General features: G+C 58.9%; 22 protein-coding genes. 14 read left to right on the top strand and 8 right to left on the bottom strand.

What is annotated here, in order from left to right:
- Positions 1-149: 149 nt before the first annotated feature.
- Both CHU71_RS08965 and CHU71_RS08960 read left to right on the top strand, forming a co-directional pair.
- Positions 150-563, top strand: a complete 414-nt coding sequence (locus CHU71_RS08965; RefSeq protein WP_070420052.1) for a DoxX family protein — start codon at positions 150-152, stop codon at positions 561-563.
- Complete coding sequence (locus CHU71_RS08960) at positions 550-1,245, top strand: zf-HC2 domain-containing protein (protein ID WP_070420000.1); 696 nt, start codon at positions 550-552, stop codon at positions 1,243-1,245. The genes CHU71_RS08965 and CHU71_RS08960 overlap by 14 nt, the downstream gene beginning before the upstream one ends.
- A gap of 232 nt (positions 1,246-1,477) precedes the next feature.
- Here the strand turns inward: CHU71_RS08960 and CHU71_RS08955 are convergent, their stop codons facing one another.
- Positions 1,478-3,064 (bottom strand): dolichyl-phosphate-mannose--protein mannosyltransferase, encoded by a 1,587-nt coding sequence (locus tag CHU71_RS08955; protein ID WP_187272059.1) that lies wholly within the window; start codon positions 3,062-3,064, stop codon positions 1,478-1,480.
- 76 nt (positions 3,065-3,140) lie between these two features.
- On the opposite strand from CHU71_RS08955, the gene rsmI reads away from it, so the two are divergent.
- From rsmI to CHU71_RS08935, 4 genes are all read left to right on the top strand, one after another.
- Positions 3,141-3,998 (top strand): 16S rRNA (cytidine(1402)-2'-O)-methyltransferase, encoded by an 858-nt coding sequence (rsmI, locus tag CHU71_RS08950; RefSeq protein WP_005530121.1) that lies wholly within the window; start codon positions 3,141-3,143, stop codon positions 3,996-3,998.
- Positions 3,999-4,187: 189 nt separating this feature from the next.
- Positions 4,188-6,008, top strand: a complete 1,821-nt coding sequence (locus CHU71_RS08945) for a BCCT family transporter (protein WP_187272058.1) — start codon at positions 4,188-4,190, stop codon at positions 6,006-6,008.
- A 159-nt stretch (positions 6,009-6,167) separates the two neighbouring features.
- Positions 6,168-8,000 carry a methionine--tRNA ligase gene (gene metG / locus CHU71_RS08940; protein WP_147760848.1) on the top strand — a complete coding sequence of 611 codons (1,833 nt, stop codon included), beginning with the start codon at positions 6,168-6,170 and terminating at the stop codon, positions 7,998-8,000.
- 1 nt (position 8,001) lies between these two features.
- Positions 8,002-9,180 (top strand): MFS transporter, encoded by a 1,179-nt coding sequence (locus CHU71_RS08935; RefSeq protein WP_005530116.1) that lies wholly within the window; start codon positions 8,002-8,004, stop codon positions 9,178-9,180.
- Here the strand turns inward: CHU71_RS08935 and CHU71_RS08930 are convergent.
- Both CHU71_RS08930 and CHU71_RS08925 read right to left on the bottom strand, forming a co-directional pair.
- Positions 9,150-9,665, bottom strand: coding sequence for a GNAT family N-acetyltransferase (locus CHU71_RS08930; RefSeq protein ID WP_005530114.1), 516 nt, complete (start codon positions 9,663-9,665; stop codon positions 9,150-9,152). The two genes, CHU71_RS08935 and CHU71_RS08930, sit on opposite strands and share 31 nt — an antisense overlap.
- A 10-nt stretch (positions 9,666-9,675) precedes the next feature.
- Positions 9,676-10,188, bottom strand: a complete 513-nt coding sequence (locus CHU71_RS08925) for a GNAT family N-acetyltransferase (protein WP_147760847.1) — start codon at positions 10,186-10,188, stop codon at positions 9,676-9,678.
- Between the two features lie 24 nt (positions 10,189-10,212).
- On the opposite strand from CHU71_RS08925, the gene CHU71_RS08920 reads away from it, so the two are divergent.
- The 4 genes from CHU71_RS08920 to CHU71_RS08905 all read left to right on the top strand — a co-directional run bounded on the left by CHU71_RS08920 (position 10,213) and on the right by CHU71_RS08905 (position 14,298).
- Positions 10,213-11,028 carry a TatD family hydrolase gene (locus tag CHU71_RS08920; RefSeq protein ID WP_147760846.1) on the top strand — a complete coding sequence of 272 codons (816 nt, stop codon included), beginning with the start codon at positions 10,213-10,215 and terminating at the stop codon, positions 11,026-11,028.
- Between the two features lie 214 nt (positions 11,029-11,242).
- Entirely contained in the window at positions 11,243-12,391 is a 1,149-nt protein-coding gene (locus tag CHU71_RS08915) for a resuscitation-promoting factor (protein ID WP_147760845.1), read from the top strand.
- Between the two features lie 111 nt (positions 12,392-12,502).
- On the top strand, positions 12,503-13,357 hold the full coding sequence (gene rsmA, locus CHU71_RS08910) for a 16S rRNA (adenine(1518)-N(6)/adenine(1519)-N(6))-dimethyltransferase RsmA (protein WP_147760844.1): 855 nt from the start codon (positions 12,503-12,505) through the stop codon (positions 13,355-13,357).
- On the top strand, positions 13,354-14,298 hold the full coding sequence (locus CHU71_RS08905) for a 4-(cytidine 5'-diphospho)-2-C-methyl-D-erythritol kinase (protein WP_005530105.1): 945 nt from the start codon (positions 13,354-13,356) through the stop codon (positions 14,296-14,298). The genes rsmA and CHU71_RS08905 overlap by 4 nt, the downstream gene beginning before the upstream one ends.
- 103 nt (positions 14,299-14,401) lie before the next feature.
- Here CHU71_RS08905 and CHU71_RS08900 read toward each other — a convergent pair whose 3' ends face one another.
- On the bottom strand, positions 14,402-15,694 hold the full coding sequence (locus CHU71_RS08900) for a hypothetical protein (protein WP_005530103.1): 1,293 nt from the start codon (positions 15,692-15,694) through the stop codon (positions 14,402-14,404).
- A 91-nt stretch (positions 15,695-15,785) separates the two neighbouring features.
- Here CHU71_RS08900 and CHU71_RS08895 point away from each other — a divergent pair, with 91 nt between their 5' ends.
- From CHU71_RS08895 to CHU71_RS08885, 3 genes are all read left to right on the top strand, one after another.
- Complete coding sequence (locus tag CHU71_RS08895) at positions 15,786-17,645, top strand: ABC-F family ATP-binding cassette domain-containing protein (RefSeq protein WP_147760842.1); 1,860 nt, start codon at positions 15,786-15,788, stop codon at positions 17,643-17,645.
- Between the two features lie 125 nt (positions 17,646-17,770).
- Positions 17,771-18,322, top strand: coding sequence for a hypothetical protein (locus CHU71_RS08890; RefSeq protein WP_147760841.1), 552 nt, complete (start codon positions 17,771-17,773; stop codon positions 18,320-18,322).
- A 121-nt stretch (positions 18,323-18,443) separates the two neighbouring features.
- On the top strand, positions 18,444-18,770 hold the full coding sequence (locus CHU71_RS08885; RefSeq protein ID WP_034657186.1) for a putative quinol monooxygenase: 327 nt from the start codon (positions 18,444-18,446) through the stop codon (positions 18,768-18,770).
- A 429-nt stretch (positions 18,771-19,199) separates the two neighbouring features.
- On the opposite strand, the gene CHU71_RS08880 is transcribed toward CHU71_RS08885, so the two are convergent.
- From CHU71_RS08880 to CHU71_RS08870, 3 genes are all read right to left on the bottom strand, one after another.
- Positions 19,200-19,556, bottom strand: coding sequence for a DUF1648 domain-containing protein (locus CHU71_RS08880; RefSeq protein WP_187272057.1), 357 nt, complete (start codon positions 19,554-19,556; stop codon positions 19,200-19,202).
- A 151-nt stretch (positions 19,557-19,707) separates the two neighbouring features.
- Positions 19,708-23,364 (bottom strand): acyltransferase family protein, encoded by a 3,657-nt coding sequence (locus tag CHU71_RS08875; RefSeq protein WP_239298056.1) that lies wholly within the window; start codon positions 23,362-23,364, stop codon positions 19,708-19,710.
- Between the two features lie 105 nt (positions 23,365-23,469).
- Positions 23,470-24,294, bottom strand: coding sequence for an HAD family hydrolase (locus CHU71_RS08870; protein ID WP_187272056.1), 825 nt, complete (start codon positions 24,292-24,294; stop codon positions 23,470-23,472).
- A gap of 57 nt (positions 24,295-24,351) precedes the next feature.
- Between CHU71_RS08870 and CHU71_RS08865 the strand changes: the two genes are divergently transcribed.
- Positions 24,352-25,398: a 3-hydroxyisobutyryl-CoA hydrolase gene (locus tag CHU71_RS08865; RefSeq protein WP_147760839.1), complete on the top strand. Its 1,047-nt coding sequence runs from the start codon at positions 24,352-24,354 to the stop codon at positions 25,396-25,398.
- Between the two features lie 49 nt (positions 25,399-25,447).
- On the opposite strand, the gene CHU71_RS08860 is transcribed toward CHU71_RS08865, so the two are convergent.
- On the bottom strand, positions 25,448-26,656 hold the full coding sequence (locus tag CHU71_RS08860; RefSeq protein WP_147760838.1) for a DUF6882 domain-containing protein: 1,209 nt from the start codon (positions 26,654-26,656) through the stop codon (positions 25,448-25,450).
- Between the last annotated feature and the right edge of the window lie 6 nt (positions 26,657-26,662).

Raw genomic sequence — 26,662 nt, 5'->3', positions numbered from 1 at the left:
TACTATCAATGATTGTGCTTTCATCGGTGTGAATATCTGATTTGTAAGTCATGATCTATTGGACTGCGCGAGTGGCTGAAAGGTTCCTTTGCTTGCCAATCTGCGGTTGATTCGCCAGTACCCGGGGGTCCCAGGGTAGTGTAATGCTCATGAATAGACCTGCTGTACGCGATGCCGCGCTGCTTATTCTGCGCGCAGTTCTAGGTCTCGTTTTCGTAGCCCACGGCGTAGACAAAATGTTTTACGCTGGGATGGACGAAACCACAGGTCAGTTCTCTGCGATGGGTATCCCACAACCACATGTTTCGGCCTACATTGCCGCCATTGGCGAAATGGTTGGTGGCTCGTTGCTGGTGGTGGGGCTTCTAACCACGTTCGTCGCCGGTGCGCTGGCATTATTCATGGCTTGCGCGCTTTACTTTGTGCATCTTGGCAATGGAATTTTTGCGGCCGGCGGCGGCTTTGAGTACCCAGCGGTACTTATCGTTTCCCTGTTAATGGTCGTGGTCTTCGGTTCTGGTCGCGCGAGCTTGGATGGGGTGTTGAGCCGTGTTGACGCATGAGCAAGTCCAAGCCGCGATTTCCGCGCAGCTTGACGGGGAGCCGGCGCAGTTGCCTGCCGACGTCGTCGATACCCACGTTGAGAGTTGCGCCCAATGCCGTGCATTTCGTGACAAGGCCGCCGCGCTGTCTCGCTCTTTGAGCTTCGTGGAATCGGCAGAAGGAATGGCACCGCCGCAGGACCTCTCCGAAGTCATCATTGCGGGTGTTGAGTCCGAATGGAATAGGGCATCGAGCGCGCGCCAAACCGCGTTGACTGTTGCCCGCGTTGGTCTTGTCGCACTCGGATTGGTATTCGCTGTATGGGCGATTGTCGTAGTCGCGAGTGCCTCGGGATTGGCTGTAATAGGGGATGAAGGGACGCTTTCGCCTTCCGCCGATCCAGAGCATGCCCGCTTGCTTATCGAAGGCGCAGCGCTACGTTTCGGCCTAGCAATCGGTCTGCTCTTCGCGGCTTGGCGCCCAGCCTCGATCCCGGGGACCCTGCCGGTCGTGGCTACCATGTTTGCGTTCCTTTTCGGATTTACCATGCGGGACATTGCCCTAGGAACGACCGTGATGAGCCAAGTCTATATTCTCCTCGCTACCGGCCTGAGCACACTGGCTTTGATCTGGGCTTGGGCAGCAGATAAGGGTTACGTGCTACGAGACTTCTGGCGCTCGCTGGGAGCTGATCCGCATTAGCCCACCGTCCCCCCTCGCACTAGCGCGCAAAGGGAGCGCCTGCGGCGTCGTCAAGCGCTGCGCACGATGCCTCGATGAACGTGGTTGTGTACAGCAGGATCCAAGAAGAAGGCATGGTCTACACCACGCCTTCTTCTTGTGTTGTTCCTAGTCTGTTGCCGCGGATTAAGACTCCATCGCCACAAGCGGACAAGCTATTCGCGTTGGATACTTAACTCGCCGTGAAGTACTGCTAGGTCCAATTGTTGAGCCACATCATGGATTGGTACCAGTTCTCAGGGATGATGTAGCCGTAGAGGATTGGGGAGAAGTAGATAAACATCGCGAGCACGAGCGCCAGGTAGCACACCGCCACGAACGAGCCGGTCCGGATTTCTCCGCCCGCCAAGGATTTGAGCCAGCGCCATTGCAATTGTTTGCCGTGTCCGATCATCTGCCCTAAAGCCAGCGCAATGAGCACGATGACAAATGGGATGAATGCGGTGGCATAGAAGAAGTACATCTGACGGTCGAAAGCAGCTAGCCACGGAAGGAAGCCCGCAGCAAAACCGACCAGTGGAATCAGGAAGGCGCGGTTGCGGCGCACCAGTAGGGACCAAAGGCCCCAGAAGACTGCCGGAATGACAAGCCACCAAATAGCGGGCGTACCGAAGAGATACAGCATCTTGCGGCATGTACCGCCGTCGCCACATTCCAGGTCCGTGGAGGAGTAGTACAGAATCGGACGAGCCGCAACGAGCCATGCCCATGGTTTGGAATCCCAAGGGTGGGAGTGTCCGCCAGAGCTGGTGAGCGAGGCGTGGAACTCCAAGACAGAGGAGTGGTAGTAGAACCAACCGGCGATTGGTTCAGGCAAGTTGAGCAGCCACGAACCTTCTTCAATAGTGCCGTCGACCTTTGCATGACGGTAGACGGAGGTCTCGGACGCAAACCATGCACGCCAAGTCCATGCATAGATGAGGACGGGGACCAAAACCAACGAGGCGAGCGCTGCCGGGGTGTCACGCACCAAGGTACCAAGGACGTAGCGGCGCACACCGTAGCGGCGTCGCAAAGCAAGATCGCTGAAAACAGAGAGCAATCCAAAGAACATGATGTAGTACAGGCCGGACCACTTTACGCCCAATGAAAGACCCAAGAAGATGCCTGCGGTAAAGCGCCACCAACGGAAACCAAAACGCGGGCCAAATTTGGAGGTACCCATGTTTCCGGAGGTGAAAGCTTCATGGAGGCGCAGGCGCATTTGGTTATGGTCTCGCGCCAAAGCCCACGCAGCTGCGACGACGAAGAAAACCTGGAAAATATCCAGCATTCCGAACTTGGAGGAAACGAGCAATACGCCGTCGCATACTGCGATAAACCCAGCTATCGCTGCAATTTGCCAAGAACCGGAAACACGGCGTGCCAGTGCCATGGTCAACAAGACGGTGGCTACACCGAAAAGAGCCGTCATCGTACGCCAGCCCCAAGGCGAGTATCCAAAAACCATCTCCGACAATGCAATGATCTGTTTTGCTAGAGGAGGGTGGACCACGAGGCCATAACCTGGGTTCGATTCGATGCCACCGATAAAGAGATTGTCCCAGCTGCGCACCATATCCCATGCTTGTGGTACGTAGTGTTTCTCGTCGAAGACCGGGGTGCCATTAGCTACCGGAGCGGTCAGGCCCACAAAACGCGTGATGAGAGCCAATACCCCGATTACGGCCGTGCTAATCCAATCTGGTTTGCCCCAAGAGTAGGCGATCGGTGCAGGAGGCGCTGTAATGGCGTGTTTGCCGAGCGGTTTACCATGGGCTTTAGTCGAGGCGGTAGCAATAGTCACTTGGAAGAGTTTAGGATATGCGATCCCGAACTGGGGAGTCTGTGCCCCAAGTTATGGAAAGCTAGGAACCATGAATACCAATTTTCGCCTGGAACCGCTGCCCCGTGGAGTTATTGTCGCCGCCACACCATTGGGCAATATTGGGGATGCCTCTGCACGTCTCATGCAAGCACTGGCTGAAGCAGACGTTGTAGCGGCGGAGGATACCCGCCGAGTACGTAGCTTGGCGTCCGCTTTAGGTATCGAGATTCAGGGCAAAGTGGTTTCCAACTTCGACCATAATGAATCGCAGCGGGCACAGGCGCTAGTCGATGCCGCTCGTTCCGGCACCGTGCTGGTGGTTTCTGATGCAGGAATGCCGCTGGTTTCTGACCCCGGGCACTCGATTGTTGCAGCCGCGGTGGAGGCTGGCGTGCCTGTCACATGTTTCCCCGGACCCTCAGCTGTGCCGACGGCGTTGGCCCTTTCCGGCCTTGGGGTTGGCCACTTCCTCTTTGATGCCTTTGCACCGCGCAAGGCGGGGCCTCGCAAGACATGGCTGGAGTCCCTCAAGGGGCAGGAGCGGGCCATCGTATTCTTTGAGTCTCCCCACCGTTTGGCCCAAACGCTTTCTGACGCAGCCGACGTCCTCGGCGCTCAGCGTTCTGCTGCAGTGTGCCGGGAGTTGACCAAGACATACGAAGAAATCAAGCGAGGAACGCTGGGGGAATTAGCCCAGTGGGCAGTGGACAATGCAAGGGGAGAGATCACAGTCGTAATTGAAGGCGGTGCGAGTGAGCCTGCACCTGTTGAGGATTTGGTGGAGCGGGTTCATGAACTCGTCTCCTCGGGCATGCGCGCAAAAGACGCTTGTAAAGAAGCAGCAGCTGGAACCGAAGTGACTAATCGCGATCTTTATGACGCGTATTTGGCGGCTCGAGACGCATAAATCCGCGATTGTTGCAGGATTGTTATAGGCAAAACCTAGCGTGTGCTAAAAACGCCTGCTTATGTTGAACAACTGCGTCTTTTAAACTGTCTGGGGAATGTAAATAACCTGCCAAAATTCTGACTTTGGGGTTCTATGCAGCGCTTTTTAGGTTGACGCGTCATGCATAACTCACACATTCTGGGTTGTATGACTAATCCAGATAAGAATCCTAAGACGGAAGAAGGTGCGGTTGCTGCTTCAAACTCGCCAGCAGTAACTTCCGACGAGTACCAGACCGTCGACGAGAAGCTGGAATCAGCATCTGCGACGAGTCAGCTGCAAGACATGCTCGGCAATGAGGACTTCGCTCCCCACGAGATGACCGAGCCTGAAATTGAAATAGCAGCCGATGACGATGCTCCAATCGACTGGACCATCGTCGGCATCGCTGGCGTGCTCATTGCCGCCATCGTTGCGTGGGGCTTGGCTGCTCCGACCAACTTCGCAAACTTTGCTAGCGATGCACTGAGCTTCGTTGTTAACGACTTTGGTTGGGCCTACGTCCTCTTCGGCACGATTTTCGTTGTATTTGTTATCTTCATCGCCGCCTCCAAGTTCGGCACCATCCGCTTGGGCCATATCGATGAAGAGCCTGAATTTTCTACGCCTTCCTGGATCGCGATGATGTTCGCAGCCGGCATGGGCATTGGCCTGATGTTCTACGGTGCTTCTGAGCCGCTGAACTACTACCTCAACGGAGTTCCTGGCCATGAGCCAAAGGAAGTGGGAACGTCGATGGCTACGGCGATGTTCCACTGGACCCTGCACCCATGGGCTGTTTATGCCATCGTTGGTCTCGCAATTGCATACTCGACCTTCCGTATCGGCCGCAAGCAACTGCTGAGCCAGGCATTCGTGCCGCTCATCGGCCAGCGCGCTGCTGATGGCTGGGTTGGCAAAGTCATCGATATCCTGTCAATCTTCGCCACCGTTTTCGGTACCGCATGTTCCCTGGGTATCGGTGCAACCCAGATCCAGGCTGGTATCCAGGCTTCCGGCCTCATCGACAACCCATCCCAGAAGGTCGTCGTTGGCATCGTCCTCGTGCTGACCCTGGCCTTCCTGCTTTCCGCAATGTCCGGCGTGGGCAAGGGCATTCAGTATGTCTCCAACGCCAACATGGTTATGGCCGCACTGCTTGCCATCTTCGTGTTCATCCTTGGCCCAACTGTTTCCATCCTGAACCAGATTCCGGGTTCCATCGGTAACTACCTGAATGCGTTCACCGAGATGATTTCCCGTACTGCTGAGTCCAACAACGGCGAAGCAGGCGAGTGGCTGTCCTCCTGGACCATCTTCTACTGGGCATGGTGGGTCTCCTGGTCCCCATTCGTCGGTATGTTCCTGGCACGTATTTCCCGTGGCCGTTCCGTCCGCGAATTCTGCATCGGCGTCATGCTGATCCCGGCTGGCCTTTCCACCGTGTGGTTCGCCATCTTCGGCGGTACCGCAATCCACATGGAGCAGAATGGCAACTCCATCTCCGGCGAGTCCTCTGAGGTTGAGCTGTTCAATTTGCTGCACAACCTGCCTGGTGGTTTCATCGCCGGCATCATTGCAGCTATCCTGCTCGCAACCTTCTTTATTACCTCCGCTGACTCGGCTTCTACCGTTATGGGCTCGATGTCTCAGAATGGTGCATCCAACGCCAAGCCATGGCTGTCCGCAGCATGGGGCGTTGCCACCGCGGCTGTTGGTCTGACCCTGCTGCTGGCTGATGAGAACTCCCTCTCCAACCTGCAAAACGTCACTATTGTGGCTGCACTCCCATTCCTCTTTATTGTTGTTGGCTTGATGTTCGCCATCTACAAGGCGCTCAGCAACGACGTCATTTACTTGGAATACCGCGAGTCCCAGGCATTCCAGCGTAAGCTGGCACGCGAGCGTCGTCTGCACCGCGAGTACCAGCGCGCAGAAGAGCTCAAGAAGCGTCGCCAGCAGCGCAAGAAGGCACACCACAAGCACTAGGCGTTCCAAAGCACCGCACAGTGCGTATTGCGCAGGAGAATCCTCCTTCCTTAGCCCATCCCTTGACCGGGGAGACTGGGGGAGGGGGATTTCTTTATGCGTGGCGTCAAGGCACCCTTAACGCGCACTTTGTCTACCGGCTTCGATAGAGTGGTGTGCATGACTGAGTCAGTAGTAGTTAATGTTGCTTGGCCTTATGCCAACGGACCCCGCCACATCGGACACGTGGCCGGATTCGGTGTTCCTTCGGACGTCTTCGCTCGTTTCCAGCGAATGCGTGGCCGCAACGTTCTCATGGTCTCGGGTACCGATGAACACGGCACTCCGCTGCTCGTGCAGGCTGACAAAGAAGGCGTGACCGTCCGCGAGCTTGCTGACCGTTACAACCGCCAGATCGTCACGGACCTTGCGGGTCTGGGATTGTCCTATGACCTGTTCACCCGCACCACGACCCGCAACCACTACTCGGTGGTCCAGGAGCTTTTCAAGGGCCTCTACGAGAACGGCTACATGCTTAAGGAGACCACCCAGGGAGCTATCTCGCCGTCGACTGGCCGCACCCTGCCTGACCGCTACATCGAGGGCACCTGCCCAATCTGTGGCGCTGACGGCGCTCGCGGCGACCAGTGCGATGAATGCGGTAACCAGCTGGATCCGGTTGACCTCATCAACCCAGTGTCCAAGATTAACGGTGAGACCCCGGAATTCATCGAGACCGAGCACTTCCTCCTCGACCTGCCTTCCGTCAAGGACGCTCTCGAAGCGTGGCTCAAGACCCGTGAGGACTGGCGCCCGAACGTCTTGAAGTTCTCCCTCAACCTGCTTGAGGACATGCGCCCGCGCACCATGACCCGTGACATCGACTGGGGTATTCCAATTCCAGTAGAGGGCTGGGAGGAGAACTCCGCTAAGAAGCTCTACGTGTGGTTCGACGCGGTCATTGGCTACCTGTCTTCTTCCATCGAGTGGGCACACCGTACCGGCAACCCGGATGCATGGAAAGACTTCTGGCAGAACGACAATGCTCGCCACTACTACTTCCAAGGCAAGGACAACATCACCTTCCACTCCCAAATCTGGCCGGCCCAGCTCTTGGGCTACGCAGGCAAGGGCGCCGAGGGTGGCGATCTGCATAAGTATGGCGAGCTCAACCTGCCTACGGAGATTGTTTCCTCCGAGTACCTGACCATGTCCGGCTCGAAGTTCTCTTCCTCGAAGGGCGTTGTCATCTACGTCAAGGACTTCCTCGCGGAGTTTGGTCCAGACGCGCTGCGTTACTTCATCGCAGTGGCCGGCCCAGAAAACAATGACACCGACTTCACCTGGGATGAGTTCGTTCGCCGAATCAACAACGAGCTGGCCAACGGCTGGGGCAACTTGGTAAACCGCACCGTGTCCATGGCACACAAGAACTTCGGTGAGGTTCCTGCACCGGCTGCTTTGGAGGATGCAGATAAGGTGATTCTGCAGCTAGCTGAGGACACCTTCGCCGCCGCAGCCGCAAACCTTGAACAGTCCAAGTTCAAGCAGGCCATTACTGCCATCATGCACGTGGTGGGTGAGGCCAACGCCTACATCGCAGCGATGGAGCCATGGAAACTGGCCAAGGACGAGACTCAGCGCGAGCGCCTTGCCACCGTCTTGTGGACTGCACTGCAGGTGGTCTCTGACTGCAACGTCATGCTCACGCCTTTCCTGCCGTTTACCGCGCAGAAGGTGCATGAGACCCTAGGTCGCGATGGTGTATGGGCTGCCCAGCCGGAGATCCAAGAGGTCGTCGATGACATCCCAGTTGAGCTGGTTGGCGTGGGGCTGCCACCGGAGAACCACCCGTACCCAATCATCACGGGTGACTACACCGCACAGCAGGCCACGTGGCAGCGCGTCGACGTGGTTCCTGGCACCTCATTGAGCAAGCCGAAGCCACTGGTGGCCAAGCTTGACCCAGAGCTCGCCGAGACTGGCCCAGAGTGGGCGCCAGTTCAGAAGTAGGATGCGGCAAAGCCGTAGCATCGCGACCGCTTTCGCGTTTGCGGTAGTAACCCTCACCGCGCTTAATCTGCGCTCGGGAATCGCCTCGGTGGCTCCCGTGCTCGGGGACTTAAGCGCGGCTTTCGGCATTGGCCCGGCCAGCGCGGGAATTCTCACGGCCCTGCCGGGATTGTGCTTTGCCGCGATGGGGTGGGCAGCAGTCCCTATCGCGCGCCGCTGTGGGCTCAGCCCCACCCTGCTTGCAGGCGCCCTCGCCTTGCTCATCGGCTTGGCGGCCAGACCCTGGGTCAACAACTTTGGGGCCTTCGTTGCGCTGACATTCTTGGTCGTTGGCGGCATCGCCGTGACCAACATCCTGCTGCCTGCCTGGATTAAGACCTACGGCAGCCGCCGCACGATGGTGGCGCTGATGACTACCTACACCACGGTGTTGGGTCTATCCAGCGCCCTCGGACCGTTGTCCGCGAACCTCGCAGCATGGCGCACCTCTTTGTTCCTGTGGGCCATTCCTGTGGTGCTGCAGGCGGTGGGTTGGTTCATTGCCACCCGCCACGTGGGGTTTGACCCAGTGGAGCCTTCCACAACAGGCAACATTCCTCTGCGGCGTTCGCCCACCGCCGTCGCGCTACTGTTCTTCTTCGGCCTGCAGTCAACCATGGCCTACGTGCAGATGGGCTGGCTGCCCACCATGCTTGTCTCGCGTGGCGTCGGAAGTGGAACTGCTGGAGTCTCACTTGCCCTCATCGGCGCTTTCAACATCATTGGCGGACTAGTGATGCCGGTGCTCATCGAGCGCCTGCGGGATCTGCGCCCGGTGCCTCTTATCCTTGCTGCGACCACAGCTGCGGGCTGGATTGGCGTGCTGGTCAATGCGTCAGCAGCGCCGTTGATTTGGGCGAGCCTCATGGGGATTGGCGGAATGTGTTTCCCACTCGCACTGGCCCTGCTCGCAGCTCGCACCCGCGAGCCAGCGGTGACGGCGCGGTTATCGGGGTTTGTCCAACCAGGCGGCTACCTCTTGGCGGGTGGTTTTCCCTTCATTTTTGGCCTCGTGGCTCAGGCAACCGGCGGATGGTCGGTGAGCCTAGCGGTGCTCATTGCCCTCACAGTTGCGATGGCCGTGGCCGGTGTAGCCGCCGCGCGGCCGGTCTACATCGACGACGAGCTTCTATCGAAGTGACGCTGCAGGTGCACTAGTCCAAGGCGAACGCCATCCTTGGTGTGGATATTCGGCATGCGTCCGGTTTCTTCGAATCGGAACTTCTTGTGCAGCGCGATCGATGCCTCGTTGGTGTCCACGATGTAGGTGATCATCGTCTGCACGTAGTCATTTTCCTTGGCGTCATCCATGACTGCGCACATGAGCTCGTTGCCCACGCCCTTACCGCGTGCAGACGGCGCCACATAGACGGAATTTTCTACGGTGCCCCAGTAGATTGCCGGGGTCACGAACTGGAAGTATGCTGCCCAGCCGATGATTTCATCGTCGTCGACAGCCACAAAGACGGGGTATCCATCGGATTCCATCTGCTCGAGCCAAGCGATGCGGTCCTCGACGGATTCTTGCCACGTGACCAAGTTGGCAGCCGGCCTAGCGGCCGACGCGGCGTTGTAGATGGAGGCGATTGCGGCGGCGTCGGAAAGCGCGGCGGGGCGAACGTGCATGGATTGATCCTTAAAGCATGAGCTGCAAGTGAGTGAGGTTGAGCCAATGTCCCATCTTGTAGGACACCTCTTTGAACGTTCCTACATTGGCAAAACCGAACTTCTCATGCAACTTGATGGATGCGACGTTGGTGTCCACGATGAGCCCCAGCAGCGTATGCACTTTTTCATCCGCGCGCGCCAGGGAAACGAGCTCACCTAAAAGGGCGGTGCCCACGCCTCGGCCTTGGGCTGCCGGATCCAAATAAATGGTGGTTTCGTAACACCCTTTCCACACGCTTGGGTCGCGGTAGGGGTGATACATGGCCCAACCTAAGTGCTGAGGCTTTTCGCCTGGCGTCTCAGGCTCGGTTTCTGCAGCCAGCCACGGGCAGCCATCAGCGATGTTCTGGCGCAGGTATTCTTCGCGCTCGGCGATGGTTGCTTCGGTGTCGCGGAAGATGAAGTCGGTCTCCCGGATGGCCCAGTTGAGGCACTCGGTCATCGCGGGGACGTCGGCGAGGGTGGCACTGCGGATTTGCATGCGTTCCAGATTACAATTGCGTACATGTCTAAAAAGAAGCCACGCCCAGTCCCTGTTCCAGCAGAAGGCTTGTCGCAGCTTGTCGACGCCCATACGCACCTAGCCTCCTGCAAGGACCCAGCCGCCGACATCGTGTCCCGCGCCGGTGCTGCAGGGGTGTTGCGCATGGTTACGGTAGGTGATGGTTTGGAAGAGGCCGAGCGTGCGCTCCAAGCGGCACATGAGTTCCCCAACGTGTGGGCAGCCTGCGCCATCCATCCCACCAAGGCCGACACGCTCGATGCCGCGGCGCGGAAGCGGCTGGAGGAAATGGCTGCGGACCCACGCTGCGTGGCAATCGGGGAGACCGGCCTCGATACCTATTGGATTAAGCACGAGCCAGAGTCCACCGCACCCCTTGACGTCCAGGAGGAGGCGCTGCGCTGGCACATGGATTTGGCCAAGGAGGCGGGCAAGGTCCTCATGATCCACAATCGTGAGGCGGATGTGGAGCTTCTGCGTGTGCTTGGCGACGCCGAGAATGTCATGCTCCATTGCTTCTCCTCACCGTTGGACGTGGCGAAGGAGGCCCTGGCACGCGGTTGGGTTCTCTCCTTTGCCGGCAACGTGACGTTCAAGCGCAACGAGGAGTTGCGTCAGGCGGCGGCTATTGCTCCGGCGGGGCAGCTACTCGTGGAGACGGATGCTCCGTATATGACTCCCGAGCCCTTCCGCGGTGCGCGCAACGAGCCGACCTTCATCGGTCATACGTATAACTGCATTGCGGAAGCGCGGGGCATGGATGTGGAGGATTTGGTTACGGAAGTTAACCAGACGTTCAACTCCGTGTTTGGTTTGTGACGATCGTCATATTTAGTATTTGTCCTGGTCAACCGTAAAACACGTGTTGGGTGTTGCGGTAGTGTTCCAAGTGGCGTGGCGAAAGGAATCGCTCTCGACTGGACGCTGCTGTTATCGTATTGTTATTGAAGATTTGCTCAACGCGCTACCGTCCCATGGTTGGCCCCACGCCTGAGGGCCTAGCGCGAGACATCATTCGTTTTGAGAGAGTTACATGAACCAGATTAAGCGCATCAATTCTTCCCGTTCCCTTCCACTGCGTCTTGCCACCGGCGGTGTGCTCGGCACTTTGGCAGTGGGCGGTGTGGTCGCTGTGTCTGCGCAAAAAGACATCACCCTTGACGTCAATGGCGACAAGATTGAGCTCGCCACCTTCGCGGGCAACGTCGATGAGGCTCTGCAGGCTGCTGGCGTCAACGTCGGTGGTGAGGATCTGGTCTACCCGGCTCCTTCTGAGAAGGTCGCTGACGGTGACAACATCACCGTGCGCACCTCCAAGCCGGTGGCCGTGTCTATCGACGGCGTCAAACAGCAGCTTTCCTCGACCGACCTCAAGGTTTCGGATCTGTTGGGCAACCTTGATGGTATCGCCCCAGGTGCGGCTATTACCTCCGGTGATAAGGAGGTAACGGGTGATGACAACCTGACTGAGGGCATGGAACTCGAGGTTGTCTCACCGAAGATCGTCAAGATCAATGACGGCGGCAAGATCACCTACACCAACATTGCGGCCAAGACCGTGAAGGACGTCATCGAAGAGCGCGGCATCGACGTTGATGAGGATGACCGCGTGTTCCCGTCGATGGATACCCCGATCGTCAATGGCATGTCCATCAAGGTTGACCAGGTTTCCACCACCTTCTACGACGCAACCGAGGAATTTGAGGCGGAGCCTACCTTCGTTGACGATCCTGAGCTTGAAGAGGGCAACGAGGAAGTGCGCGTGGAGGCAGTCAAGGGCCAGCGCAACGTCACCCGCAAGCTCGTGATGAAAGACGGTGCCAAGGAGTCTGACGAGATAGTCAAGGAGAAGGTCATTAACGAGCCGGTCGCTGCGACCATCGCCCGTGGCACCAAGAAGCCCGCCGCTGGTGTCACAGCGCCAGCCGTGGCTGACGGCTCCGTGTGGGATTCCCTCGCGCAGTGCGAGTCCACCGGTAACTGGGCCATCAACACCGGCAACGGTTTCTCCGGCGGCCTTCAGTTCACCCCGTCCACCTGGGCTGGCTTCGGTGGCACCGCTTATGCTCCTGAGGCATGGCAGGCAACCCGCGAGCAGCAGATTGCTGTCGCGGAGAAGGTCCAGGCCGCACAGGGCTGGGGCGCATGGCCTGCATGTACCTCCAAGCTGGGCCTGCGCTAAACGCCCCTTCTGGGCCGGCCGAATTTGGCCACCGCAGCTAGACCTGAATCGCTTTCCTGAAACAGCCCGCTTATGCGGGCTTTTCTGATTTTGTGAACTACTCTGAATTGCATGACTGAACCCAAACTGCTCGGACCCGTGGAAATTCGCCAACTGGCCGAGAAGCTGGATGTAACCCCCACCAAGAAGCTTGGTCAGAACTTCCTGCACGACCCAAACACTATCCGCCGCATCGTTGCCGCAGCAGACTTACAGCGCGACGACCGCGTGGTTGAGGTAGGACCTGGCCTGGGGTCTTTGACCTTGGGCCTGCTGGAAGCAGTCGATGACCTCACCGTGGTGGAGATCGATCCGCGCCTAGCGGCGCAGCTGCCGGACACCATTGCTGAGCGCGCGCCGGAGCAGGCGGGCAACCTCCGCCTCATCGAAAAGGATGCGTTGCGCATCGCGCCGGGAGAGCTGGGAGAACCCACGGCCCTTGTGGCGAACCTGCCTTATAACGTTGCAGTTCCGGTTTTGCTGCACCTGCTGGAGCTGTATCCCACCATTCGACGCGTGCTGGTGATGGTGCAGCTGGAGGTCGCTGAGCGCCTCGCCGCGAAGCCCGGTAACAAGGTCTACGGTGTGCCCTCCGTGAAGGCCTCCTTCTACGGCACCGTCCGCCAGGCGGGAACCATCGGCAAGAACGTCTTCTGGCCTGCCCCCAACATCGAGTCCGGTTTGGTTCGCATCGATTGCTTCGAGGACGCCCCGTGGCCTATCGACGATGCGACGCGTAAGGCAGTTTTCCCGCTTGTCGACGCCGCCTTCGCCCAACGCCGCAAGACCCTTCGCGCAGCTTTATCCGGCCACTTTGGCGGCGGCCCGGCGGCGGAGGAAGCCCTCGTGGCGGCGGGCATTGACCCACGGTTGCGCGGCGAGAAGCTCGCGGTAGAAGACTTCGTGTGTTTGGCAGGTATCAAGTGATTCTGAGAGCACGCGCCCACGCGAAAGTAAACTTGCACCTCGGGGTCGAGGCAGTTCGCGACGATGGCTTCCACGAGCTGGCAACGGTGTTTCAGTCCCTCGATATCAGCGACGAGGTCTCTCTTGAGGTTCACGCCGACGAACCGACCACCGGCCCAGTTGTTGCCGCGCTGCACGCCAGCGGCACCTATGCTGCCGGCGTACCGGAAGATGAGTCCAACCTGGCCTGGCGCGCTGTCGAGGTGGTGGCCCGCGCTGTGCGAGCCGACCGGCAGGTGGCTCTGCCGCGCGTGACGCTGCACCTGCAGAAGGGAATTCCTGCCGCAGGCGGCATGGCTGGCGGCTCGGCGAACGCCGCTGCGGCCCTGCGCTTAGCTGCGCAAGCTTTCGCAGACTTTTGTGAGCTCAGCGAGGACAAGCTTTACGAGCTGGCCGCCGAGCTGGGCTCCGACGTGCCTTTCACGCTCATGGGCGGCACCGCCTTGGGCACTGGGCGCGGCGAGCAGCTAGCACCCATGATGACCCGCGGCACCTACACGTGGGCGATTATCACCAACGCCGAGGGCTTATCGACGCCGGCGGTCTTCCACAAGATCGATGAGCTGCGCGCGGCGGGGAAGGGTAGCACCCCTGCGATGGATACATCAGCGGTAGCCCAGGCGTTGATGAGTGGTCAGCCGCAACAGCTGGCGGCCGCGCTGCGCAACGACCTGCAGGCCGCCGCCGTGTCCCTGCGGCCAGACCTGCGTAAGATTCTCGACACTGGCAAGGCCGCCGGTGCTCTGGCCGGGATTGTCTCCGGTTCCGGCCCCACCTGCGCCTTCCTCTGCGAGGATGAGGAGACCGCCGGAGAAGTGGTTGCGCAAGTCATGTTTGACAACAAGGGCACCCGCGGCATTGTCACGCACTCGCCGGCCCCAGGTATTGAGATGCTTGGCTGATTAGCCCACTTGAGAGCGACTGAGATCGACAAAGGCACCGTCCCATTGAACGGTGCCTTTGTCTATTTCCTAGCTAGAGCGGAGGGGGCTCTACAGCGCAACCTTAGAGGACAGCCATCTCGGTCGGCTTGATGTCCAGCTTGAAGCGGTTGATCTCCTTGCCCTCGAACAGGTCGATGACAACGAGCTCCTTTTTGTTGGCGTCGGTGACGTAAGCGTAGCCGTCAACGGACTTCAGGATCGGTCCAGGCAGCTGCCACTCTTCGTTCTCGCGCCACTCGGAGATAGCGTCGATCTTCTTGGTGACCTTGCCGGATTCCGGATCGATGACGTTGAGCTTGCCGTCGTAGGTCAGAACCAGTGCCTCGCCCAGCGGGCCTCGGGCCAGGGAACGGAACCAGTAAGAAGATCCAAGCTCAACCTTCTTGGCGGAGTAGTCCTCGGTGTTGATGAGGGAGACAGATGTTGGGCGCTCGAACTCGGCGTCCTTCTCAGTCTTATTATCAGCGAGGATGATGTCAGACTCTTCGGAACCAGCGGAGTTACCGGAGCGCTGGTAGCCGTCCTTGCCAGCGTAGGAAGAAACGTCGATCTTATGGAACTCCTTGCCGTCGAAGACGACAGGGCCGTCCTCACAGCCGAAGAAGAGCTTTCCGTTACCAGCGGTAGCCTCACCGTGGACGCCAGGGCACTTGGTGGTCTCGGTCAGGACCTTGCCATCCTTGTCCAGGTGCTGAATGGTGTGGCGCTCGTCCTCGGTGCCCTTGGTCATAACGACGGAGCCATCCTTGAGCGGAACAGCCACACCGTGGTGAGCCTCGCCGGACTCGAAGGTCTTAACGTCCTTTGGATCAGCAATCTGGTCGGTTGGTACGACCTGTGCGGTGCCGTCACCATCGGAGAAGAGCGCGGTGAAGCCGTCGTGGTGAACCACGTGGCCTGCGTGCGGTGCCTTGTACTCGGCGTCGTCAAGCTTTGGCTCAGCGGTGTAGTAGTGGTTGTGATCGCCGTGCGGCTTGGTGATGAGGCCGGTGTCGAAGGTGAGGAACTTGTCGCCCTTGGTCACCATGACGTGACGGTCATCGCCAGCGTTAGACAGGCGCAGGAACGCAGGCATATCCTCTTCCGCGATGACCTTGCCGGTCTTGGCATCGTAGGTCTTCAGGCCACCCTCGTGGGAGAGAACGACGCGATTAGGCAGCTGGGCAACCTCAGTCTCGCCCTCGCTGGCTTCCATGCCGTCGTGGGAGTGGTCATGTCCCTCGTGCTCATGATCGTGAGCCTCCTCCGCAGCGGAGGTTGCCGGAGCAGCCTCGTCAGCTGGCTTGGAGCAGGAAGTGACAAGAAGCGCTGTCGCGGAGACAGCGGCGAGAATTGAAAGCGCAGATTTCTTCATAACGCTTTAGGTTATTTAGAACGATATTCATTTGCAATACTCGTGAAAATGAGGGGGTAATCCGAGCTAGGCATTAAGATGGGACAACGTTATGGCGAACCTTATTAACTTGGAAAACGTATCCAAATCTTTCGGCCTCCAGACTCTCCTTGATGGGGTATCACTCGGCGTGCAATCCGGTGACCGAATCGGAATCGTTGGCGTTAACGGCGGCGGTAAGACCACGCTTCTAGAGGTCTTGACTGGCATCGAGCCGCCAGACGAGGGGCGCGTTTCCCACAACTCCGATCTACGCATGGCTGTGGTGACGCAACGCTTTGAGCTTGACGACGCCCTGACCATCGCCCAGATCATCATCGAACCGCTCGGCCTCGAAACCTTTGAGTGGGCCTCCAACGCCAAGGTACGCGACGTCCTGGGGGGCCTCGGAATTGTGGAACTCGGCCTAGAGACCCAAGTGGGCTCGCTCTCGGGTGGTGAGCGCCGCCGCGTGAATCTAGCCGCAGCGCTCGTACAGGAACTCGACCTCGTGGTACTCGACGAGCCGACCAACCACCTCGACGTCGAGGGCGTGCAGTGGCTTGCGCAGCACCTGCTGGGCCGCAAGATTGCCGTCGTGGTGGTCACTCACGACCGCTGGTTCCTGGATACCGTCGCCACCACCACCTGGGAAGTGCACGACGGCGTGGTTGACCCCTACGAGGGCGGTTACAACGACTGGATCTATGCCCGCGCCGAGCGCGCCCGCCAGGCCGACACCATGGAACAGCGCCGCCAGAATCTCGCCCGCAAGGAGCTGGCCTGGCTGCGCCGAGGTGCGCCGGCTCGTACCTCCAAGCCGCGTTATCGCATTGAGGCCGCCGAGGCCCTCATCGCGGACGTCCCCGCGCCGCGCAACAAGGTTGAGCTCATGGCCTTTTCCAAGCAGCGCCAAGGCCGCGTGGTTATCGAACTCGAGGACGCGACCGTGGCAACCCCCGACGGCCGTGTGCTGGTAGACCATCTGACCTGGCGCCTCGCGCCGGGCGAGCGCATTGGCCTCGTTGGCGTTAACGGTTCCGGCAAGACCACTCTGCTGCGCGCTTTGGCAGGGGAGCACTCGCTCACGGCAGGCAAGCGCATTGAGGGGCAGACGGTGCGCCTGGGTTGGCTGCGCCAGGAACTCGACGACCTTGATCCGCAACGCCGGCTTATCGACGCCGTCGAAGACGTCGCTACCTATGTCCACCTCGGCAAGAAGGAGCTGAGCGCCTCGCAGCTGGCCGAGCGCCTCGGCTTTTCCGCCAAGCGTCAGCGCACCCCGGTGGGTGACCTGTCCGGTGGCGAGCGCCGCCGACTGCAGTTGACCCGCGTGCTCATGGCCGAGCCAAATGTTCTTCTGCTGGACGAGCCGACCAATGACCTAGACATTGATACCCTTCAGGAGCTCGAGTCGCTTCTAGACTCGTGGCCCGGAACGATGGTGGTCATCTCGCACGACCGCTACCTTGTGGAAAGGATCGCCGACAACACCTATGCGCTGTTCGGCGACGGAAAGCTGACCAACCTGCCGGGCGGAATCGACGAATACCTGCGCCGCCGCGCCCAGCTCGACGCCGCCCAGAATTCCGGTGTCCTGAACCTGGGCGGTAAGAACGCGGACGGAACTGCTGCCGATACGGCCAAGGTCAAGGGCGACGGAGCCGGCGGCACTGGCACCGCGGCGCCAAAGCGCCTGAGCTCGCAGGAAGAACGCGAGCTGACCAAGAAGATGAACGCACTGGAACGCAAGATGTCCAAGCTCGACGAGCAAGCGGAGAAAGTGAGTGCGACCATGGCAGAAGTTGCCGCTGCGACGGTACTCGATACCGAGCAGCTCACTAAGCTAGATGCGCAGCTCAAAGACATCACCGCGCAGCGCGAGGAGCTGGAAATGGAGTGGCTGGAACTCGGTGAAAAGCTGGAGGGATAAGCCTTTGGGCAAGCGGGGCGTCGTCAAGCATGCCTCCCCCTGCCGTATAACGATGCGGTTGCGATCTGCCGAACAGCGTTCAATGCGGTGTCCTCATACCGCGTAGCTGTGGCACGGTGGAGGTCATGAACATCTCGCGCCGCATCCTCCCCGTTACAGCCGCACTTGCCTTGACCATGAGTGGGCTGGTGCCAGCCCAGGCACAGGTTCAGCTCCCGCCACAGGTCCAAGAGCTTTCCTCCCAGCTGCCAGCGGGTAGCTCGCAAATTGAGCTGCCTGCACAGGCATACGACCTCGCCAAGCAGTTCAACATTCAGCTGCCGCCGTTTATCAAGCAGCCAGCCCCTGAGGTGGCCCACCAGCTGGTTAGCGCCACGAATGCGCACCTGCGCAAGCAGGGCCATGTTGAAGACGGCAACGCGCGAAACATCGCGCAGGAGTGGGCTGATCAAGGCGCAGCGGGAACGCTGACCTTCCACGGCAATGCCGGTGATGGCCGCACCCACCTCAACGAGGGCAGCGGCAACGTCTACCGCCTGAGCATCCAGGAAGCACAAGACCGCCTCAACTGGCTCAACCGCGACGTCCCAGTTACCCCGGGACCTAGCAAGCACTTTGGCGTGGCCACCAGCTTCGACGGCTCGAACGTCTACGTTGCGGAGTACTTCTTTAACTAGTCTTTGCTTCTTTATCTACTAAGGACGACGGGTGCACTGATCCGACCCACTGCGCGGAGCAGAAAGGCAGGTCGTGACGGGAGCATGGCGGCGTAGTTTCCGGGTACGTAAGATGGTCCCCATGATTTTGATTAACGTAAAATTCCACGTAAAGCCCGAATATGCAGAGACCTTCCTCGAGGAGATCGACTGGTACACCCAGGCTTGTAATGCGGAGTCGGGTTGCCTGAACTTTGATTGGTACCGTGATCCGGAGGACCGTCAGCGCTTCCTCCTCGTTGAGGCTTATGCTGATGGCAAGGACGTGGATCATGTCCAGGGCGAGCACTTTAAGCGCTCCTGCGAGGAGTTCCCGAAGTACTTGCTGGAGACCCCGGAAATCATCAACGTCCACATCGACGGGAAGACCGAGTGGGACCGCATGGCCGAGTACAAGGTCGAGTCCTAAGAAACTCGCTTAAAAGCAATCCGCCTCCCTGCACCGTGTATACAACCACGCAGCGCAGGAAGGCGGATTTTTTTATTTGGGCAATCTAGGCCGCGACGTTAAGAAGGATAATCAATAGGGCCGGAGGTACTAAGAGCCCAGCGAGGATAAACCAGGCATTCTTCTGCCCAAAGTTGAATTGGGAAGAACCGCTGGGAAGGGGCACCATCGCGCGGGTATCTGTGGGGTCGTAGTAGAACAATCCGTAACGAAGCTTGCCCGCTGTAGAGGAGTCAGGAAAGTGTTCATCCAGCTTTTTATTTATGCTATTCAACCTGAACACGAGCCAGACGCAAGCCACAAGGATGGCAACGACTAGGAACTGTATAACTAGTGGAGCGAGGCTTGGAGCGAAGAGACTAGTGAGCGCGAACGCCGTGCAGATCGCCGTTAGTGCAAAAACCAAAAGCTTAACGCTGGAAGGATAGCAGCGGAGTGAGCACGGCTACGCTCGATATCAACCGCAGAAAACTGCGAATAGCCGTTTGTGGTTGTCTTGGTGCTTTGTTGCGTTATGCCGATAGTTACTGCTGATGTAATCGTGAGAACGAGAGGTACAAGTAACGCAAAGCCAATTGCATTTCGATAGGTCTTTGGCATCCATGCATCAGGTTCGCCTCGACCATTGAAATGCTTGGGCAGCGGGTCTGGGAGGCTGTCCCAGCCGAGGATTACAACTATTGCGGCGACTAGCGCAAGCGCTGCCGTGGCTACTAACCAAACCCATTCTTTGCGTGGAGCTGTCAACAGGAAGTTCCTCGGGTGTGCAGTTTCCTACATAAATCCAAAACAGTATAACGAAAATTTCGGCTCAAGCGTTAGGCAAACGAAAAGGCGGGCAGTCTGTTGTAAGAGACCGTCCGCCTTTTGCGTTCTAGGGGCTTTGGCTCAAGAACTTCTAGATCTGGCACTTGGATTCCAAGTTCTTGTCGTAGTTGGAGTACTGCAACAAGGCGTAGTGGAAAGCCAGGGCGTATTCCGAGGCGCCTTCCGGAAGCGGGTGAATGCCGTCGGAATAGAGCAAGTTCGGGTTGCTCTGTGCGTGGGTGCACCAGTCAGCGAGGTAGACGTTGTCGTACTTTTTCGCAGCGTCGATGACGTCGCGCTGGGACTGTGCCATCCATCCGCGGTCGCCGTAAGGAACGGCCATCACGATGGTGTGGTCTGGGCCGATGAGGTCAACGACTTCCTGAATCTGGTCAGGGAATGCCGGGCCATTGGTACCGAAGCCAAGGAAGACCGTGGAGCGCAGCTGACCAGAATCCTTGAGCTGCTGAATGATCGGGATAGCTGCCGTGTAGTGGCGGGAAACGGCGGCGTCGACGTAGATGCCTGGGTAGCGCTGCTGCAGTGCCTCGGAGGCAGCCAACATCACCGAGTCACCGATGGCGGTAATCTCATTGCCGGTTGGTATCGGACGGCGGGTATTTTCTACTGGGTTCGCTGGAGCTGCCGTATCGCCAGGGTTGCCCTGGTTGCTTTGGGTGTTCTTCTGCTGCAGCATCTCGAGCTGCTGCTCCAGCTCAGACTTATCGCTGGAGGTCGCCAGCGCATAGCCCACGCCCACTAGGGAAGCGACGACGATCAACGGCACGAGCGGCCAAAAGGCCTTGGCAAATCCGTCCTTCATCTCGGACATGGATGGGCGGGCCGCCCAGTAGCCAGTCCACGTCTTCTTGTAACCGCCGCGGCGGAAAGGATTCTCCACGAACTGGTAGGAAAGCTCTGCCAGCAAGAAAGAGATCGGTACCGCGACAAGGCCCAGAATCCACGGCTTGTCGGAGGAGTGGTTTCCGTCGAAAATCGCGCGCAAAATCATCACGACCGGCCAGTGCCACAGGTATAGCGAGAAGGAACGCTGACCCAGCCAACGCATGACGGCGGTGCTGAAGATCCATTTGAGAGGACCGAATTCGCGGACGATGCCCCAAATCATGAGCGCGCCGAGGACGCTTGTCAGTACCAAGCCGCCGCGGTAGGTGAAGTCTGCATCGTCCGGCATTAGGAACAGCTGCGCGATGTAACCCGCAAGCGCTAAGAAGCCAATCGTTCCTGCCAGAACGCGCTCGGACTTTCCGGGACTTGCCCACGAGTCAGCCTCGGGATCTTCCTTGGTGCTGGTGAGCATCAAAGAAAGGATTGCGCCAATGAGCAAGCCGAAGGCGTGGGTATCGGTGCCGTAGTAGACGCGCGTTGGGTCCTCACCAGGAGCGTAGATGAGCCACATTGCGACGCCGGACGCGATGGCCAGAATTAACGAGACCGCAATTGGGAGGCGGCGGGGCTGACGTCGAGAAATGGCGAAAATGGTGAAAATGAGCAGGGGCCAAATGACATAGAATTGCTCTTCAACAGCCAACGACCAGTAGTGGGCAAAGACCTGAATTTCGTTGTCAGCAAAGTAAGACTGCGAGGTGGCAATCTGTGTCCAGTTATTGACGAAGAAGAACGTGCCCAGGAACTGCTCGCGGATTCCTACTGCTAGATCACCGCCGACGAGGGCAACGATGGACGTGCAAATGATGAGCACGGTCAACGCTGCGGGCAGGATTCGGCGGAATCGGCGGACCCAGAAATCCTTCAAGCTGATGCGGCCACTGGCGCGGAATTCGCGGACGAGCAGGGAGGTAATCAAGAATCCGGATAGGACAAAGAACATGTCAACGCCGAGGTAACCACCGGGCAGGAAGTCGCCGAAGAAGTGGTAGATGACCACTGCGAGGACGGCTAGGCCGCGAAGGCCGTCGAGGCCCTTGACCTGGCGCAGGCGGGCGCGGCGGTTGTGCTTTACTTCCTTGCTTTCTGGTGGCGTGGCAAGTGCTTCGGGCTCGTGGGGGAAGCTGTCCACCATGACCGGGGTAGCCGGTTTTGCAGATTGCTGCGGGCGCGGCTCATTCTTGGGCGGCTGCACAAATGCCGCTGGGGCAGTAGCGATGCTTGCTTCTTTGGCAGTGGACTTCGCGATTGGCTTATTGTTCGGCTTGGCGTCTGAGGTCTGCGCAGAACGATTGGGATGCTTCTGTGCTTCGCGAGGAGGCTTCGGCGCCTTCAGCTGCTGCTGGGAAGGCGTGCCCACGGATTGCGAGCGACGTGCGAGTGCGCGTGCGATCTCCTGCTCAGTGGCAGCGTGGTTCGCAGAGTTTGCGGTGGCTGCTGCGCCAGCTGCTTTTGCAGTGGTTCCAGGCTTCCCGGTACTCGCTGGGCGGTTCGCCTGTTCTGCCTCTGGCCGTGGCTTTTGCGGCTGCTGTGCTTGAGCCTTGGGCTGTGTCTGCTTAGCCTGAGATTGCGGAGCCTGGGCCTTTGGCTGGGCCTGAGCCTGCAGCTTTCCAGCAGGCTGAGAAGCTTGGGCCGTCTGAGATGCCTGTGCTGCGTTGGCCGGCTTGCCCTCGGGCAGCTTGTTCTTACCAGCATCAGGTTGCTTCGGTTGTTGCTTTGCAGGTGGAGTCTGTGCATCAGCCTTGGCCTTGGTTGCGGAAACACCGGCTGCGGCGGCACCAGCTGCTGCGGGGCCTGCCTTCGGGGCGCCCTGTTTCGGCGTCTCTGGCTTAGTGCTTTGCTTCGAGGTGGCGGGCTTGGCGCCCTGCTTCGCAGTGTTCGGCTGAGCGCTTTGTTGAGTCTTTGGCTGTTGAGTCTTTGACGCCTGTGCGTTCTGCGGCTTTGGGGCGGCAGATGCCATTTGCGTCTGTGCTGCAGGATGCTTCGTTGCAGGCGGATAAATCAGACGTGGTTTCTTTTTGTCATCGGCGTTCTTGGCTCCTTCGATGGTGGAAGTGCTTGGCTTGGAAGATTTATCAGCCGGGGCCTTGGGCGCCTTTGAGTTCTGTGGCTGCTTGTTTCCTGCAAAGGAGTTGCCAGTCTTGGGCTGCTGAGCGTCCTTGGCCGGTTGTTGCTTCTGTGCGTTGTTGTTTGGACGTGGCGGCAGCTTCGCAGAGGGGGTGTCCTTCACCACAGATTTGGTGGAATTCTGCTGAGCTGGCTCGTGCTTGGCCTGCTTCGGATGGTCTACGGATGCGTTCTTCTGGCCACTTGCGGTCTTGTCCGCCGGCTTAGCTGCATGCGAACCATCTTTCTCCGATTTCCCAGCGTTCTTGGTGCCTTCGATGGTGGAAGTGCTCGGCTTGGAAGAATTGCCTGCCGAAGTTTTGGGCGCGGCCGGCTTAGGTGCTGGTGCTTTCCCCGGCTGAGGCTTTGCAGACTGCTGCGGAGACTTACCCTGACCAGGCTTGGGCATCTGAGGCTTAGCGGAGTCCTGGGGTTTTGGAGCTGGAGTCTTTTTCTGAGTCGGCTGTGCGGCCGGCTTCGCTGCAGAATCGGTGCCAGAAGGTTTGCCTTGAGCGGGCTTAGTGCCCTGCGCCTTTGTAGATTCCGGCGTGGAGGCCTTCGCGCTGTCCTTATCCTTCGGAGCTTCAGGCTTGTTGCCGGACTGCGGAGGGGTGGCCTGCGAAGCCTGCTCTCCCTTGGACGGAGTCGCGACCGGTTGGTAAACGGGTTTCTTGGACTTCTCCTGGGCAGTTGAGGAAGGCTTGCCGAGGAGGGACCTCAAAAACTGTTTCAAAACATTCTCCAGGGGAATAGCGGCTAGCGACTGGATCAGTTTAGCCCGCGAAGTGTATGGATTCCTAAAATAACGGGGAGTGTTTCTCACCCAAATTTGGACTGCCTAAGAAATGCTTAAATCGCTGGTTGGGGCACCTGCGAACAGGCCCCGCAGTACCGTAGCGACACCATTGTCGGCATTGGAGGGGGCAATGATATCCGCAATCTCTTTCAATTGCGGGTGAGCATTGTCCATCGCCACCGCCAATCCGGCAGTACGAAGCAATTCGTAATCGTTGAGGAAGTCCCCAAAAGCAGCGGTCTCAGCAAGAGGGATTGAACTCAACTCAGCCATCGCAGTCAACGCCGCGCCCTTGTCGACGCCGTCCGCCATCACGTCCAGCCACACCTTGCCGGAGATGGCCACATTGTGGTCCTGGACGACATCATCGATAGTGGGGGCAAGGTTGGCCTCAGATCCGTCCTGGCAGTAGGCCGCAATCTTGATGATGTTGTCGTGCTGCACCGCGGTGAGGTCGTCCACCCACGTCACTGCCTTGTAATACTTAGCGATCTCTGCGACGGCATGGTCCGGGATGTCACGCTCAATGAACGCGCCAGCTGGAGTGCACAAAACCAGCGTGTGTTCGGCAGGAAGAGTCGCCGATGCGTCCAAGACGCGCTCGACCACCTCGACCGGCAGTGGGAAGGTCGCGATGATGTCGCCATCGCGCATGACGACGGCGCCGTTTTCCGCAATGAAGGTAGAAAACTCCGGGAACATCAGCTGCAGGGTGGCAAGTTGGCGTCCGGATGCGGGGATAAGCGTAGCGCCCTGACTCCGGGCGAGCTCGGTGAGCTCAGCAAAATCCGGGGGAAGTTGACCTTGGGGGTCAAGCAGTGTGCCGTCCATGTCTAGCGCAATGAGCTGCGGAACCAAAGTGTCCAACCAATCTGTGATTTATCGGGGTGGCTGTATCAATTGTGATGTGTCACACTGGTGTGCATGTCTGAGAAAACAAACGTCGAAAACACAACAGCCTCGCCAGTGCTTGTTTCAATTCGCAACCATACCGGAGTGATTGAGCTAAATCGCCCGCGCGCGCTCAATAGTTTGAATCCTGAGATGCTTGACATTATTCGTCAAGCTCTTTCCCAGTGGCGTCACAACGACGAGGTCGAGCAGGTGCTCGTATATTCCAATAGCCCCAAAGCTTTCTGCGCAGGTGGCGACGTACGCGCTGCGCGCGACGGCGTTCTCGCCGAAAAGTGGGCAGAGGTAGACGAGTTCTTCGAAGGCGAGTACGCGCTCAACGGGGATATCGCCGAGTATCCCAAGCCGTATATCGCTGTTATCGACGGCGTAGCCATGGGCGGAGGCTTGGGTATCTCCGCGCATGGTTCGCACCGAGTCGTTACAGAGAAGGCCTTCGCGTCTATGCCGGAGATGGCAATCGGCTACGTTACCGACGTCGGCATCGCCTACATGTCCCAGCGCATGGTCGGAACTCGCGGGGAAGCTGACCCCGCTCTGGCGAAGCTCTGGGGTTTGAGCGGCTACCGCATGTATGCAGCCGACATGCTGTGGTCTGGCCTTGCCACCCACGTCGTCAAGGATGCCGATGCCTTTATCGAGGACGTCGTCGCCGACGGAGTTGACGCGGCCATCGAAAAGCACGCCGTAGAACCTGAAGGTCAGCCAGAGCTGGCAGGTCTCATCCAAGACATCGACGAGGTATTCCAACACGCAACGTGGGAAGAGATCGCAGCCGCGTTGCCACAACATCCGGAACTCGCAGAACTCTTCGCCAAACTCACCGAGAAGGCGTGCGCTTCGGCTTTGGTCGCAGCGACCGAGCTTTTCGAAGCCGAAGCTAATGCCGCCGACATTCGCGAGGCGCTGCGTATGGAACTAGAACTCGGCAAGCACATGTTGCGCCGCCCAGATTTCGCAGAGGGTGTCCGCGCTGTTCTGGTGGACAAAACCCAAGACGCGCAGTTCCAGCCGGCTGGCCAGCCGGAAGAATTCCGCGCAGCTATCGCCCGCGCTTAGAAAGCCCAAGACCCGCCGAGTGCACACTCGGCAGGCCGGGTTTTAGAAATTACAAAAGGATGCCGCGGCTTGCCGCATAAGCAGAGCGAGCGCGGGCGGCATCGCATTGCGCCGGCAGTTTTACCGCCAGTACTGCATCGGTAACATCACGCGTCGGCGCGGGCAGCGTCAAGGTAGGCGAGCTCGCCAGGAACAACCCAGTCTTTTCACCCAAGCGCGCGGTCAGCAGCGTCCATACTCCCAACACCGGCATTGCCATCTGTGGCAGATGAGCAGCCCGCGCCCACGCTAGGGGCAGCTGAGGACGCACGAAATCCGGCAGCGCATTATCGCGTCCAAAACGTAGAAGATTATGTGCAGCTTGGGCCGCGACAGTCGAGGAATACTCAGGCTCCGCCCATGCCCAGGTCAAATTCTCAGAGTCAACAACCGCGATGAGGTGCGCGTTCACGGTCGTCGAGCCGGTAGCCGTGTTAAGCACGGCGCTTCCCGTCGAAAGATCGAGTTCAGCCTCAGCGTTGGGGTAGCGTGCCTCCAGGAAGAATTGGTGCTCAACGGCAGTGAAGTGGGCGTCGGAAAGCACCTGCTCCGGCAACAAACCATAGTTGCGTCCCTGCAGAACCACGATGCGCTGGCCTTCTGGGGCGCCCTCAGGAGTAAGGCGGACTTCCGTGCCATCGCTGAGTCGAATGCTCTCCGAATCCGCGCGCGTGGTGGAGTCTGTCTCAAGGCCCATCGCTTGGGCCAAGTGCAATAGCGCCAAACGCTCGTCGACCCCACCGCTAAAGCACTCGATGCCTGCGAGAATCGTGGCTCGGGCGTCCTGCGGAAGTTGGGTGAAGGGCACCGCTATGATTGCCTCGTGATCGCCCTGCTGAGCGCGCACGACCGGGGCGTTTCCTACCAAGAAGCGCGCAATGGTGAGCAACGATTCGTGGTAAGGCTGCGGAGCGTGGAACTCCGCCATGGGAGCTTGGGCTGCTCCTGTGGCTCGCCAAGTTAGGACCTCGTCCTCCACGGTGGCAAGGCGAATTCCCGGAAAGTCCTGCGGGCCCCTCGCTGTGTTGAAACGCACCTGAACCTTTTGATCGAGCTCAGTCTCCGCGTCTCCTTCAGGAGATGGCTGGAAGTTGAACTCGATGGCAGTTACCTTGCCCAAAAACTCGGCGAAGGAGGCGTCTATTCCGGTTTGCACGAATGCGCCGGCGGAGTAGATCTCTTCCAAGCTGGTGGGCAGTGGCAACGGCGGCAATGGCATGAGGAA

Origin of the sequence: Corynebacterium sp. LK14, assembly GCF_008042215.1 — a bacterium.
GTDB classification, from domain to species: domain Bacteria; phylum Actinomycetota; class Actinomycetes; order Mycobacteriales; family Mycobacteriaceae; genus Corynebacterium; species Corynebacterium striatum.
This window is presented reverse-complemented; position numbering and strand designations above follow the sequence as displayed.